Genomic DNA, 13,702 nt, shown 5'->3' with positions numbered 1-13,702 from the left:
AACGCGTCCGAAAATATCCACCGAACGTGGTCAGTCGACCTCGACCGACCACTCGCCGTCGGATTTGACCTCTATGTACCCGACGTCGTGGAACTCGAACGACGGCGGATTGCCGATGCTGCCGTCGTGGAACAGGAATTCGCGGGTGTCGCCCGTCGCCGAGAGGAAGTGGACGATGAATCGATCCCCGCCGTAGTCGCCGGACGGCCGGTACGTCCCGTCGAATTCGAACGGGCCGTGAACATCGTTTCCGTTGCCGCTGAACGAGAACGGCGGGCTTTCTCCGCTCTCGTCGCGCGGTTGTTGAACGAGCACTTCCCAGTCGCCCCCGGCGACGACGCTGAGGCGGTACGATCCACCGGGCAAATGCCAGGCGGTCCGCCCGTCGTAGGAGCCCGTCGAGTCGGCGAATAGCGTCCCATTTCTGTCGTCCACCGGCATGAGTCGGACTCCGAACTCGCCGTCACCGTCGTGGGCGGCCTCGACGACGGTGAGACCACCTCCGATATCGAAGTCGTCGGTGAGCGCGTCGCCGTTCCCGGAGAACCCCTGCTGGCCCGATCCGGCCGTGATGGTTATCTCGTCGTCCGATTCGTTTCCGGTGCCATCGTCGCCCTCTCCGCCATCACCGCCGCCACTTCCTTCTCCGCCATCATCGCTTTCGGTCCCGTCCTCGGCCGCATCGTTCGTACAGCCGGCGAGTGGGAGTGTGAGGCCTCCCAGTGACACGATTTGCACGACGCGTCTTCGTTTCATCTGAGCCCGTTCGTACACGAGAAGCCAATTTTAGTATAGGCAGGTTTACGAAAATCGACCGTCGGTGCGTCGCCTCGGAGATTCAGTTATCGCGGGCTACACGTTCGTCACGGATCATTCCACGACGATTCGAATGTCACCAATTCCTGACTCTCTCTCCCTCGATGCGCGTCCGCTCACCCGTGTTCGAGCGACTCGAGTAGCGATCGGACGGCGTCGGACTCGGTCTCTATGCCCCGGACCTGCGGATAGGCCGCGACACCGATCACGAAGTCGTTCTCGTGGGCGACCGGCTCGCTCAGTTGGAGGTAGACGTCGAGCGTGGTTTCGGCGGACAGCAGGCGGGCGCGCGCCTCGTACCGGACGAGGGCCGTTTCGGTGCCCAGAATCGAAATCGGTTCCTCGTCGACGTACTGGACGTCCTCGAGCCGGTCGTACCGGTCCTGGATCAGTTCGACGAGGTCGTCCGTCGAGTAGTTCCCGACGGGATTGAACGTCTTCCCGAGGAACGACACCTGTGGCGTCGTGAAGGCGGCGACGACCGCCGCTTGCACGCGCGTCAATCCGAGCGCATCGAGCGCTATCGACCGATCGTATTCGGCGTACCAGTTTCGGACCTCGACGGACCGATCGATCCCGAACCGACCGACGGTCCGCTCGATGACGACCTCGTCGACGGTGTGTTCGCTGTAGCCGGTGTCCTCGAGTGCCGCTCCGGGGACGGTCGCCGCCGTCGACGAAAGTGAATCTCGTAGGAATCCGGTGCAGCCGGCGACGGTCGCCGTCCCGGCAGTCGCTCCCGCGGCGAGGAGCTGTCGACGCGTGACTGTCATCGATAGTACCGGGGCGCGACTGGACGAAAACACATCGGTTTCGGTTGCGCCGGTCGGCGTGCGTGAGATCGGACCGCATCTCGGCGCCGACCTCGCGGCCGGCGCGGTGGCTCGGTCGTGCCGAATCGGATGACTTCATACGCTCGGAGCGCCAAGCAGCGGCCGTGTCCTCGAGTGATCGCGATCGGATCGTCCTCGCCGCCCTCGTATTCGCGGTGTTGTTCTCGCAGGTGTTGCTCTATCCGGGCGTCGCCACACTCGTGCAGACGCTGGGTGCCGACGGCGCGACATCGGCGTTCGCGGCGACCGCGCTCGACGCTAGCATGTGGTTCCTGGTCGCCGAGTTCGCTGCCTACGTCGCGTTCGTCGGTGTCTGGGGCCTGGCCAGCGATGCGACCGGTCGCCGACGCCCCTTCATCGTCGCCGGTGCGCTGACGGGAGCCGTCGGGTACGCCGCCCTCGCCGCGGTCCCCGTCTTCGGGGCGATTCCCTTCGCGGGCGTCCTCCTCCTGCGGGTCTTTCAGGGCGCGATGACCATCGGCGCGTTCTCCCTGACGATGACCATGCTGATGGACCTCGAGGGCGGTCACGGTCGAAACATGGGGGCGGCCGGGATCGCCATCGGACTCGGCGCCGCCCTGGGCGCACCGGTCGGCGGACAGTTGACGGAACTCGCGCCGGTCGCGCCGCTGCTGGTCGCCGCCGCGTTGCTCGTCAGCGTCGGCGCGCTCGTCTCGTTCGTCGGGGAGCGCGCGCCCGACGAACGCCGGACGGCTCGAGCCCTCGTCGAGGGCGTCCGTCGACGACCCACGCTGTCGATTCCGTACGCGTTCGGGTTCGTGGATCGGCTCACGGCCGGCTTTTTCGCGCTCGTCGGGACCCTCTACTTTCAGGAGGCGTTCGGGCTCGAGGCCGGGACGACGGGCCTCATGCTGGCGTGCTTTTTCGCTCCGTTCGCCCTGTTACAGTATCCGATGGGGGCGCTCTCGGATCGAATCGGCCGCACGGTTCCGATCGTCGTCGGGTCGGTCTGTTACGGTGCGGGCATTCTCGCCGTCGGGGCCGCTCCGTCGGTCGCGACCGCTGCGCTGGCGATGGTTGGCGTCGGCGTTCTCGGCGCGCTGGTCGCCCCGGCCACGATGGCGTTAGTTTCCGACCTCGCCGAGGACCGCGAGCGCGGGCTCGCCATGGCCGGCTTCAACATCGCCGGCAGCCTCGGCTTCATCGGCGGCTTCCTCCTCGGCGGAACCGTCGCCGGCAGGTACGGGTACGAACTGGCCTTCCTCGTCGTCGGCGGCCTCGAGATCGCGATCGCAGTCGTCACCGTGCCCGTGTTCCTGCGACTGTCGCTAGGGGGACCAGACCGGTTACAGACGGGCGACGGCGGCGATGTGTGACCGCGGGCGGGCGCGACGACTGGTACTCACGTGCGAGGATCTTATTTTGTGGTATGTATTCTCATAACATCGTAGGGGTGGAAGGTATCAATTTTTATGTTCACACACCCAACCCCCGATGATGGCACGAGACAACGCAGTTTCACGGCGGACAGCACTGAAGCTGACGGGCGCGGCCGCGTCGACCGCGCTCGTCGCCGGCTGTAGCAGTGGTGGCAACGGCAACGGAAACGGCAACGGCAACGGGAACGGAAACGGCAACGGAAACGGCAACGGTAGCGGCAGTGAACCCGTCGCAATCGAAGCCGGTGCGAAGATCATGTTCAAGGCCACTTCGGCCAACAAGTGGGAGGGCAAGTCGCCGTCCGGAATCGAAGGCCAGGTGAACCCGACGCTCAAGCTCACCGAGGGCGAAACCTACGAAATCGGCTGGGACGAAAACGGCGGCTCCGTGGCCCACAACATCGCGATCTTTAACGACAGCGACGAACAGGTCGCGGGTCCGACGGACGTAGTCTCGGAACCTGGTGAGGACCAGATTCTCGAGTTCACCGCCTCGAGTGGCGTGGTCGAATACGCCTGTATTCCCCACCGTACTCAGGGAATGAAAGGCAGCATTCAAGTCGAATAACAATCGCACCAACGACGACGGCAACACGTCTGACGATTGACGCCGTCATCTGACCTCCCTTCTGTGGCGAATTCGTCACAATTTTCTGTGAGTTCGTTTTCCCGTGGCCGACACGAGACCGACGGCTTCCTCGTCGCGAGGCGAGGCCGATTCGCCCTCCTGTGCGTCTCCTCGTTGCGGAGAGACGTTCGCCTGGACAGTGTACTCGCGCGGTTGTCACGTCGAGGCGTTTTATTTCCGAACGACTCGAAGTCCATTCGCAGCGACGGTCGGCGAACCATCTGGACGGGCAGTCGTGCCGCGAGAAGAAATCGGGAATAAACGGGCCAGCGTACTGAGTCGCCCCGTGTCCGATGCGGCATCAAAAGTACCATACCCTTCCGCGACCCAGTACGCCGTACTCAGGTGAATTCCGTGACCACGAAACACGAATATAAAGGCGACTACCCCGACAAGACGCTGTACATTCCGGGCCCGACCGAGGTGCGCGAGGACGTCATCGAGTCGATGTGCGAGCCGATGTTCGGCCACCGGATGGACCGGATGACGGACCTGTACACGACCATCGTCGAGGACACGAAGGAGTTCCTCGAGACCGACAACGACGTCGTGATCCTCACGGGGTCGGGGACCGAGTTCATGGAGAGTTCGATCCTCAACCTCGTCGACGAGAACGTCCTCTGTACCACCTGCGGCAGCTTCAGCGAGCGCCAGGCCAACGTCGCCGAACGGCTCGGCAAATCCGTCGACACCCTCGAGTACGAGTGGGGGCGGGCGGTCAAACCCGAGGACGTGCGGGAGGCACTGGACGAAAGCGATACCGACTACGACGCCGTCACCTGCGTGATGAACGAGAGTTCGACCGGCGTCCGGAACCCCGTCGAGGAGATCGGCGACGTCGTCGCCGACTATCCGGACACGTACTTCGTCGTCGACGCCGTCTCCTCGCTGGGCGGGGACTACGTCGACATCGACGCCCACGGCATCGACGTCATCTTCACCTCGGTGCAGAAGGCCTTCGCCATGCCGCCGGGACTGGCGGTCTGCGTCGTCAGCGAGGACGCCTACGAGCGCGAACTCGAGAGCGACTCGGCGTCGTGGTACGGCGGGTTCCAGCGGACGATCGACTACTACGAGCGGAAGGGCCAGACCCACTCCACGCCGGCGATTCCGATCATGCTCGCCTACCGCACACAGATGAAACACATGCTCTCCGAGGGCCACGATGCGCGCGATCAGCGCCACCGGGAGATGGCCGAGTACACGCGCGAGTGGGCACGCGAGCACTTCGACATGTTCCCCGAGGAGGGCTACGAATCGCAGACGGTCAGCTGTATCGAGAACACGCAGGGCATCGACGTCGCGGAAACCATCGACGCCGTCTCCGAGGAGTACGACATGGTCTTCTCGAACGGGTACGGATCGGCGCTCGGCGAGCAGACGTTCCGCATCGGTCACATGGGCGAACACGACGTCGAGTCGATCCGGGAACTGACCGATGCGATCGAAGACGTCGCCGGGTTGTAATCGGGGCTCGAGGACGCGGCTCGTATTTTTCGCCGACGCTGTACTCCTTTCGCCGTTTCCCCGGTGAAATCGTCGCGTCCCGACTCGAGGGTGGGTGCTGGCCGGGCACCCGTCCGAACGCGACCGCTGAAAGTATCTCCGAGGAAGTAGTTCGTACCATTCAGCGATGCGGACATATCGGCTCGATACCATGATTGCCGGAGTAGCTCCAGATGGTGTCAAATCGGTCTGCTGAACGGAGAGGATCTATGCAGTAGCGCGTTATCGACGGACGACGTAGTGAACGGCATTCTCTTCTATCCGGTCCGGTAGTATGAACGCGACCGACAGCAAATCACTCCCATCCCAGGGGATGCATCATCGAGTACTATTCTGAATGGCTTACTGTTGATTGCATATTGCTGAATGGTAAAAAATTGAAATATTCGTTGAAGAGGGATATTTCACCACATCAATGGGTGCTAAAATACATATGCGATCGGGATGTCATACGGATATGCCCAGGAAGCAAAAATTCTGGAAGAATAAATGGGTATGGTCGTGGGATTGGTGGATGGTTTTCGTCTGGGGTGTACCAGGTCGGCCAAAAAAGAAATGGGTAGAAGTAGACGGTTGGTGCTACTTCTTCCAATTCCTTATCGAGAAGAGAAATTATTTCAGCCGTGAATTCACGGGATGCGAAGACGGCATCCAATATAAATGGAAAGAAGCATATTATACTAGGCCTAGCGAATATATACATGAAAACGTGGATAAATGTTTTGAAGACAAACTGGACCCGAAGGGACCCTGTGATAATACAGAGGCTCTAAGGGTCGCATTATCACAATTGAGACCTATCAGGGCATGGATCTTGCCCTCTCCCCCAAGGAGAGGCGGTCCTTCTAGTGGAACTCGACATCGGGCTCCACCGGCACCGGACCGAGAAGCATACTTATTAGACGAGAGGCCGCCGCCGTTCCTTCTCATATTCGGCATGCTCTATTGGGTAGCCCGACGAGCAAGATGGAAGCGGGATTAACTGGACAGATCGCTCCGATAGCTGACCTGGGTTTCCGCATGTACAATGTTCGTGTTTCGTATTCAGCACGGCTCCTCCAACACCACCGGACGCTGATAGCAACAACAGCGTCACGGTCGCACGTGTAGTGATTCTCGCCAGAAAATAACGCCGGGACGAACGACGGTCCCGGAACTTGGCCAGTGAACCGATTTTGCAGTACTAGTCTCGCGCCACCACTTCGTCACCTCGGTGACTCTCACTCCGGTCTTGTGGAACGAGATCCGTGGATTCGGTCGCGAGCGCGAGCAATCCGATACTCGCCACACAGTCGGGACAGTATGCCCGACTCGTGCTCCGATATCGGTCGGCAAGTTCGGGACACGGCTCGCTCGAGATGCGGATCACCCGGTCGTCGCGCACCGGCTCGCCACAGCGATCGCAGCTGTCGGCTTGCGGCCGGTCGGTGCTTCGTGTCTCGATCGCGTCGGTCGGAGAATTCGCCGTCGTCTCCTCAGCGGGTCTCGACCGCAGGGACGCTCGAGCGCAGGACCGGCGACTGCTGGATTTCTCTCTCCGGAATTGCTGTCCGGAGACGTTTTCTCCGTTGGGTTGCTCTCCAGGAGATCGATCATCGGCGAGATTCTGGGGAGATGAGCCCCAATCCGGAGCCGAATGCTGATCGAAGGCTGTATTGGATCGTCGTGCGAGACCTTTTTGTCTCGGTGGCAGTAAGTGAAACATGGCAACCAAGTGTGCGCTTGGAAGCCACCCGTCTCGGGTGTTACAGCACCCGGGGCATTTCGTACGCATGCCCCCGCGTCCGTTTTCGGAGCGCGCGGCTTCCATCGTGACAGTCGACATGAAGCATAATATAATTACTGATAGCTGTTGCAATAAGCAATTGTGGGGGTACTGCGGTGTTCCTCGAGCAGTGGAGCGGAGGGGGTCGTTGGAGCCCTCAATCGGTCCCAAATCTCAGTAACAGTGCTGGATACAGGGCGCGTCGTCAGCAGCGAGTGGAACCGGGGCTTATCGGGTTGTGAGCTTTATTTCGCTCATCGACGAAGAATTAGACGATGGAACAGCCCTCGGCGTTCGAGAAAATTCGCGCGCGTATCGGCGCCTACCGGATGAAAGGCGCATCACGCGAAGAGATCCAGGCGAGACAGAACCAACGTCTCCAGAACCACCTCGAATTCGTCGTCCGCGAATCCAGATTCTACAAACACCTGTATGCAGACGTCGAGCGGCCGATCACCGATCTGCGATCGCTTCCGCCGGTGACCAAATCCCAGTTGATGGAGCATTTTGATTCGGTGGTGACCGATACAGCGGTCGAATTCGCGGACGTGGCGGCATTCACGAGCGAAGCAGCGACCATTGGCCAACGGTTTCTGGGTCGTTACCCGGTGTGGTTGACCTCGGGAACGACCGGCGAACCCGGCACCTTTCTACAGGACGAGTGGTCGTTGCTGGCCACGGACTCGGTAGGCGACCGATGGTCGGCCCCTGCCTTCATCGACGGTGAGACGATCAAACGACTCGTCACACACAACGCACGGACCGCCGAGATTGCCGTCGGTGGCGGGCACTTCGCCGCCGCTTCGGGCGTCGAAATGTTTCGGAGGGAGAATCAGTTTCTTCGCGACCGGATGCGCCTCGTCTCCCCGGACCGGCCGCTCTCGGAGATCGTACAGGAACTCGACGAGTTTCAGCCAGTGATCTTGGTTGGGTACTCGACTGTCCTCATGGAACTCGAGCGAGAGCAGCGGGCCGGGCAATTGAACCTCTCGCCAGCGTTCATCGTACCCAGCGGCGAGCCGATTACGGAAGCCCAGAAGGCCCGCCTCCGCAAGACATTTGATTGTACCGTCCGCGAGGTGTACGGTGCGACGGAGTTCTATAGCATCGCTGTCGAGTGTGATCACGGGAACTTGCACGCCAATACTGACTGGATCGTTCTCGAACCGGTCGACGCGGACTATCGTCGAGTTCGGGGAACCATCCGAGACGGTTCTCCTGACGAACCTGGCGAACCGAATCCAGCCCATTGTCCGATACGATCTCGGCGATAGCATCACCATGTACGAGGAACGCTGCCCCTGTGGGAGCGCCTTCCCGGTAATCGAGGTTGAGGGCCGGCAGGGCGATATCCTACACTTCGAAGCAGTATCTGGCGAGCAGATACCGATCTTCCCGCTCGCACTCACGAGCGTCGTAGAGGAGGTCCCCGGCGTCCATCGATCTCAGATCGTCAAGACCGCCCCAGAGACGGTCACCGTTCGCCTCGAGGTCGAGGACGATGCCGACGAAGCGGCAGTGTGGGAGAGGGTCAATTCAGCTCTCGTGGCCTTCTTTGATGCACACGAGGTCCGAGACCTGACCGTCGAGCTAGCGGCCGAACTACCGGCTCGAGATCCTACGAGTGGAAAGTACCGACACGTCTGGTCCGACGTCTGATCGAGACTTGCTATTGGTGGACCGACCAGGACGGTTTTTCGTATATCTATGACTGACAGGGTTCCCGTACGCGCCCTCGATGCAGTGATTAGCAGGAGGAATCTATCTCTGAGCCTCGGTCCTCGTCGACATCGTATTCAACGTCCGATTTGACCGCCTTTATACAGAGCTGTACGGTGACCCAATCCTCAGTATTCACCAGGCAACTCGTGTCATCTACTGATTGGTTCGACAGAGCCGAGTGGCAATATCGAAACGTGCCATGGAAACTCGCTCGAGCGTCGGCGAACGAGCGGTTCGAAGAACCGAGGAGTGAGCGGTTCTCGCTCCCTGCGCTCGCTTCGAACCGCTAGAACGCGTCGGGGAACGGAGTGTCCCGAGAGCGACGCGTTCACCGCGAGCGCCGGAGGCGCGAGCGGGCCGACGACTGACCCGGAATGAACGCAGTGAATGGAGGGGAAAGAGGAGTGCTTTTGATCGAAATTTTACCGAGGGACGCGACGGCGCCGGCAGCATCGCTGCCGTGTGCCGTCGCAGACCGCAGCGAAAAATTTCGTGTTACTGGATATGGCCTTCGCGCCGGAGTTGGTCGGCGTCGCTCTTCTCGTAGCGCCAGGTGATATCGGCCTTTTCGTCCTGCCAGTCCCAGGGTTCGACGAGGACGACGTCGTCCTCGCGGATCCAGATGCGTTTTTGCATCTTGCCGGGGATCCGCGCGGTGCGTTCTTTGCCGTCGGCACAGCGTACTGTCACCCGATTCGCCCCGAGCATGTTGGTGACGGTCGCGAAGACCTCGTCGTCCTCGGGCATCCGGAGGTTCTTCCGACCGCCGTTCCCGTCGTCGCTCATGGCCGTCGGTTGGCGGTCGAGCGGTTTAATCCTTTATCGTTCTTTCGCGCCAGTCCTCGTCGTCGGCCTGGGCACTCCACGGGCGAAAAACCGCGTCGTTTATTCCGCTCGCCTCTCGAGCCCTGCGTATATGTTGCAATCGCTCGACGCGCTCGGCGTCGCCGGTATCGTCGTTCTGCTCGCCGGTATCGCCCTCATCGCATCCCAGAGCCTGTTGATCGCCATCGGGATGGCGCTCATCGTCGCCGGGCTCGGCCTGCTGGTCAGATCGTTGATCTCCGGGATGCTCCGGAATTTCGGGATGTTCTGAACTCACGGAGCGGAGGGGAACTCCCAATTACGACGGCTCGAGCGTTTGGCTCCTGGACCGCGCATCTGACGTATGGGATACACGCTCCAGTACTACGATCTCATCTGGGGGTATCGGCGCGAGCCTGGGAATCGGGGCCCTGGTCGGCCTCGTGACGTCCATCCCGTCACCGGCCGCAATCGTCGGATTCGGAGCGGTCGCGATCGGGTTCGTCGCCCACGCGCTGTACATCAACGTCAACGGACCGGTCGACGACACCGACGATCTGACCGAGGAGGTCGCCATCGAGGAGGTGCCGACGGTGCTGTCGCCGTTAGAAACCGGCTCGGTGACGTAGGCTCTCGAGTCGACGAATAGACGGCGAAATACGACCTCGGTATGCGGGTCGATACTTCGTGCGTCCGTCACTCCAACCGTTACGTAGCGACGGTCGCAGACTACACCTCGTTGTCGCCCGCCCGGTGTTCGCTGATGAGCTGGTCGACCATCGCGGCTTTGCGGTCCAGTTTTCGATCTCGCGCGCGCTCGTGCCAGTCGTCGACGACCGCGTCGACGTCGTCCTCTCGAGCGACGGCGAGTTCGTCCACTTCTTGCATGGCGACGTCGTCTGCGGGACCGACCGGGATTTCGGCGTCGAAGAGGATTTCGTCGGCGATCTCCGAGAGGCCGCCGTCCTTCAGGATGACGCGGGGGTCGAACTCCGCCACGAGCTCGGCTGTCGACCGACCCGCGCCGCTCGCATCCCGTATGTAGACGACGTCGCCGGCGGCGATGCCGTACTGTTCGTCCGCCTCGCGGATGGCGCCCTTGGTGAATTTCTCGACGACTTTGACCGGAACCAGCCCTTCCTTCTTCGCCGAGACGTCGCTGAAGTTCGAGTGATCGAGCTTCCAGAGCGCCTTCATCCGCTCGACTTTCTTTTCCAGGGTTTCGACCTCGTCCCGGGCGTCGTCGCGCTCGCGCTCGAGCCGGTTTGCCTTCCGCTCGAGGCGGCTCACCTCGCGATCCCGACGGACCTCCGTTCGCTCTTGTCGGCGGGCGGTACTGAGTTCGGTCTCGAGTTCGTCGATGCGATCGTCGCGGTCTTCGATGCGGCCCTCGAGTCGCTCGACGTGCGACTGGAGGCGCTCGACCTGACGCTCGAGGTCCTTGATCCGCTTTTCTTCCGCGGTGAGTTCGCGCGGTTCGTGGTGGGTGGACTCGTCGTCGCCCCCGGAATCGTCGTCGGTCAGGTCCCGCAGAACTGCTTCGACGCTCTCTTCGCCGGCGACGACGCGGGCGGTGACCTCGCCGCGATCGATGCCCGGCGGGAGTTTGTCGGCGATCCGCTCGAACTGATCGGCGTGGGCGTCGACGGCGTACAGCGCGGCGGCCATCGCGTCGCGCTGGTGGTCGTTGTCGTAGGGATGGTCGCGGGTTCGGTGCTGTTTCTCGTCGATCGGCAGGTCCCGGTCGGGCGTCCAGCCCGCGGCGTCGAAGCTCCGGCGGAATTTCTCGACGGTCTCGGGGATCGGTGTGACGTCGGCCGCGACGATGATCGGCCGGCCGCGTTCGACGATCCACTCGATCACCTCGGCGGTGTCGCTCGTGCGCGAACTCCAGACGTCGAGCACCTTCCCCTCGAGGCCGACGATTGCGACGGCGGTCGTCGTCCCGGGATCGATCCCGACGACGACGTGGTCGCGGCGCTTGGCGAGCGGGCGGAATTCGATGCCGTCGCGACGTTCCCGTTCGATTTCGACGCGGACGTCGCCCGATCGATTGCGCGAGACTGGGATGTCGCTGGGCCGGGCCTGGACGGTGAAGACGGCGTTTGCGTAGCCGCCGTAGGATTCGCGAACGTCCTTTTCGTACTCGAGGTTCGCATCCTCGAGTTCGGATTCGACTTCGCGGGAGCGGCGCTTGACGGAGCCGTGGATGCGTCGGGTAAAGCGGTCCTCGCTCCAGCCGCCGCTCCCGGTCGAGCGGCCGCGTGAAACCTTGACTTCCGTGGTGTCGGTGAACGCGGAGACCTCGTGGCCGACGTTGTGGGCGGCGAGCCGGGCGGCGGCCTCGGCCTCTTTCATCGGATCCTTTCCGTAGGGAATTCCGTGCCGTTTCGCGACGCGAGAGAGCGGTTCGGGTTGTTCGGCGCCGGTCACCTGGACGAGACGGGTGTCCGCGGGCAGCGACCCGAGGAAGTGGATGAGTTGATCCTTGTCGGCCGCCAGTTCGTACATGTTGTCCGTCGCGACGATCGCCGGCACTTCGTCGTCGATCAACCGTCTGAGTTTTCGGTGGGAGACGACGTCACGCGCGACGTCGTCGCCGTCGTAGACCGCCAGTGCGTACGATGGTGCATCGCCACGCACGTCACCGCTCTGAATGTCGACACCGAAGACGACCGCATCGAGCGCACTCGTTCGCGTACTCACAGGTCGTCATAGGAACGAGTCGGCTATAAATCCGGCGCGGGCATTCGGCCAGTGAGCACGTTCTGACACGATGGTCGACCCCGATGTAACGGCTCACCGCTTCGAGCAGCGGACCCCGTCGACACCGGGCGAAAATCACGGCCCGAAGACGCCGGTGGTCGCTCGTGTGTCGAGTAACGGACGTTGCCTCTCGACGGGGACGATTTCCGTGCCGGCCAGAGATACATGTCGTAGAAAATCGCCGGTTCCGATGATCGGCGCCGTCCCGTCGTGTGCAGATCGTCTCCCGCCCCGTCGATCACCCGTCGGGATACGGAATCTCGAGTTGGTCGCCGTCGTCGGGGACGAACGCCGCGCTCTCGAAGACCTCGCGAGCCTGGCGTTCGTGATCCGCGGTGTAGCCCGCGTACCGCGAGGACAGGTGCAGTAATGCGAGCCGATCGGCGCCGGCGCGGGTCGCGATCTCGGCCGCCTGTCGGGCCGTCGAGTGGGCGGTCGCGGTTGCCCGATCGGCGCGGTCGTCGGCGAACGTCGCGTCGTGGATCACCAGGTCCGGGTCGTCGACGACGTCGACCGTCGCCTCGGAGGGGCGGGTATCGCCGGTGTAGACGATCGACCGACCGGGACGGGGGTCTCCGACGACCTGTTCGGGACGGACGACCGTGCCGTCCTCGAGTTCGACCGGATCGCCCTCGTGGAGCGTCGAGAATTCCGGGCCGACCGGAACGCCGAGTTCCTCGGCGCGTTCGCGGTCGAACCGGCCCTTGCGCTCGTCCTCGACGAGGGCGTAGCCGACCGAGCGGGTGTCGTGGTCGGTCTCGAACGCGCGAACCTCGTATTCCTCGGCGCGGTACGCGACGTCCCCGTCGCCGACTTCGTCGATTCGGACCGGAAACGACGGGCGGTTTCCGAGGGTGGTAACGAGCGATTTGAGCTGCCGACGCGTGCCGTGTGGGGTGTGAATCGAAAGCGGCTCCTCGCGATCGTTGAAATCCATCGTCTGGAGCAAGCCCGGAATTCCGAGGACGTGATCGCCGTGTAAGTGCGTGACGAACAACTGCGAGACGGAAAACCCCGTTCCGAACCGCATCATCTGGCGCTGGGTCCCTTCCCCGGCGTCGAACAGCAGCTCCTCGCCCTCGCGAGCGACGAAGACGCTGCTCGGGTTCCGCTCCGTCGTCGGAATCGCGCCGGCCGTCCCCAGAAACGTCACGCGCAGTGGCATCGGTATACGTTCGACGGGCCGCGGCTAAACCCGCTTCGGATCGCTCGAGCCCGCAACTCGATCTCGCCCCGGATCCTCCCGGTCGGAACCGCGACAGTCGGGTGCCGGATCGGCCGTTCGAAGCAGCCTGGCCGCCTCCTCCGGATCGATCCGACTGGGTACGGGTTCCCAAACGATGGGTTGGGGGCGCCTACTGTTCGGCCCGCCGCTCGGTTCACCTCTCGATTTCGTCCGTTTCTGCGGACGGACACCCGGTCCGAACCGTCGTAATCGGCGATTATTCAGGTAAGCTGTCCC

At 62.5% G+C, this 13,702-nt stretch carries 12 protein-coding genes; 7 read left to right on the top strand and 5 right to left on the bottom strand.

Translation table 11 applies throughout. From position 1 onward, the window contains the following. Positions 1–30: 30 nt before the first annotated feature. Positions 31–738, bottom strand: coding sequence for a hypothetical protein (locus tag NJT13_RS11130; protein WP_254521662.1), 708 nt, complete (start codon positions 736–738; stop codon positions 31–33). 194 nt (positions 739–932) lie between these two features. Next, a complete protein-coding gene (locus NJT13_RS11125; RefSeq protein WP_254521661.1) occupies positions 933–1,589 on the bottom strand; it encodes a DUF6517 family protein in 657 nt (218 codons plus the stop codon). 164 nt (positions 1,590–1,753) lie between these two features. Here NJT13_RS11125 and NJT13_RS11120 point away from each other — a divergent pair, with 164 nt between their 5' ends. The 5 genes from NJT13_RS11120 to NJT13_RS11100 all read left to right on the top strand — a co-directional run bounded on the left by NJT13_RS11120 (position 1,754) and on the right by NJT13_RS11100 (position 8,607). Then, the gene (locus NJT13_RS11120) at positions 1,754–2,986 is read left to right on the top strand and encodes an MFS transporter (RefSeq protein WP_254521660.1); all 1,233 of its coding nucleotides are present in this window, start codon (positions 1,754–1,756) and stop codon (positions 2,984–2,986) included. Positions 2,987–3,107: 121 nt separating this feature from the next. Beyond that, positions 3,108–3,617, top strand: a complete 510-nt coding sequence (locus NJT13_RS11115) for a cupredoxin domain-containing protein (RefSeq protein WP_254521659.1) — start codon at positions 3,108–3,110, stop codon at positions 3,615–3,617. 414 nt (positions 3,618–4,031) lie between these two features. Further along, positions 4,032–5,144 carry a pyridoxal-phosphate-dependent aminotransferase family protein gene (locus tag NJT13_RS11110; RefSeq protein WP_254521658.1) on the top strand — a complete coding sequence of 371 codons (1,113 nt, stop codon included), beginning with the start codon at positions 4,032–4,034 and terminating at the stop codon, positions 5,142–5,144. A 2,079-nt stretch (positions 5,145–7,223) separates the two neighbouring features. Next, positions 7,224–8,222, top strand: a complete 999-nt coding sequence (locus tag NJT13_RS11105; protein ID WP_254521657.1) for a phenylacetate--CoA ligase family protein — start codon at positions 7,224–7,226, stop codon at positions 8,220–8,222. 7 nt (positions 8,223–8,229) lie between these two features. Continuing rightward, the gene (locus tag NJT13_RS11100) at positions 8,230–8,607 is read left to right on the top strand and encodes a phenylacetate--CoA ligase family protein (protein ID WP_254521656.1); all 378 of its coding nucleotides are present in this window, start codon (positions 8,230–8,232) and stop codon (positions 8,605–8,607) included. A gap of 558 nt (positions 8,608–9,165) precedes the next feature. Here the strand turns inward: NJT13_RS11100 and eif1A are convergent. Continuing rightward, positions 9,166–9,456: a translation initiation factor eIF-1A gene (eif1A, locus tag NJT13_RS11095; protein ID WP_254521654.1), complete on the bottom strand. Its 291-nt coding sequence runs from the start codon at positions 9,454–9,456 to the stop codon at positions 9,166–9,168. Between the two features lie 130 nt (positions 9,457–9,586). Here eif1A and NJT13_RS11090 point away from each other — a divergent pair, with 130 nt between their 5' ends. Together NJT13_RS11090 and NJT13_RS11085 are read left to right on the top strand one after the other, a co-directional pair. Continuing rightward, the gene (locus NJT13_RS11090; protein ID WP_254521648.1) at positions 9,587–9,766 is read left to right on the top strand and encodes a DUF7470 family protein; all 180 of its coding nucleotides are present in this window, start codon (positions 9,587–9,589) and stop codon (positions 9,764–9,766) included. Between the two features lie 151 nt (positions 9,767–9,917). Then, positions 9,918–10,103, top strand: a complete 186-nt coding sequence (locus tag NJT13_RS11085) for a hypothetical protein (RefSeq protein ID WP_340681167.1) — start codon at positions 9,918–9,920, stop codon at positions 10,101–10,103. Between the two features lie 100 nt (positions 10,104–10,203). On the opposite strand, the gene NJT13_RS11080 is transcribed toward NJT13_RS11085, so the two are convergent. Both NJT13_RS11080 and rnz read right to left on the bottom strand, forming a co-directional pair. Further along, positions 10,204–12,180: a DUF460 domain-containing protein gene (locus NJT13_RS11080; RefSeq protein WP_254521645.1), complete on the bottom strand. Its 1,977-nt coding sequence runs from the start codon at positions 12,178–12,180 to the stop codon at positions 10,204–10,206. Positions 12,181–12,478: 298 nt separating this feature from the next. Beyond that, positions 12,479–13,405 carry a ribonuclease Z gene (rnz, locus tag NJT13_RS11075; protein ID WP_254521643.1) on the bottom strand — a complete coding sequence of 309 codons (927 nt, stop codon included), beginning with the start codon at positions 13,403–13,405 and terminating at the stop codon, positions 12,479–12,481. Positions 13,406–13,702: the final 297 nt, after the last annotated feature.

Source organism: Natrinema caseinilyticum, assembly GCF_024227435.1.
GTDB classification, from domain to species: Archaea; Halobacteriota; Halobacteria; order Halobacteriales; family Natrialbaceae; genus Natrinema; species Natrinema caseinilyticum.
The sequence above is the reverse complement of the archived record's forward strand: the minus strand, read 5'-3'. Positions and strand labels throughout refer to the sequence as shown.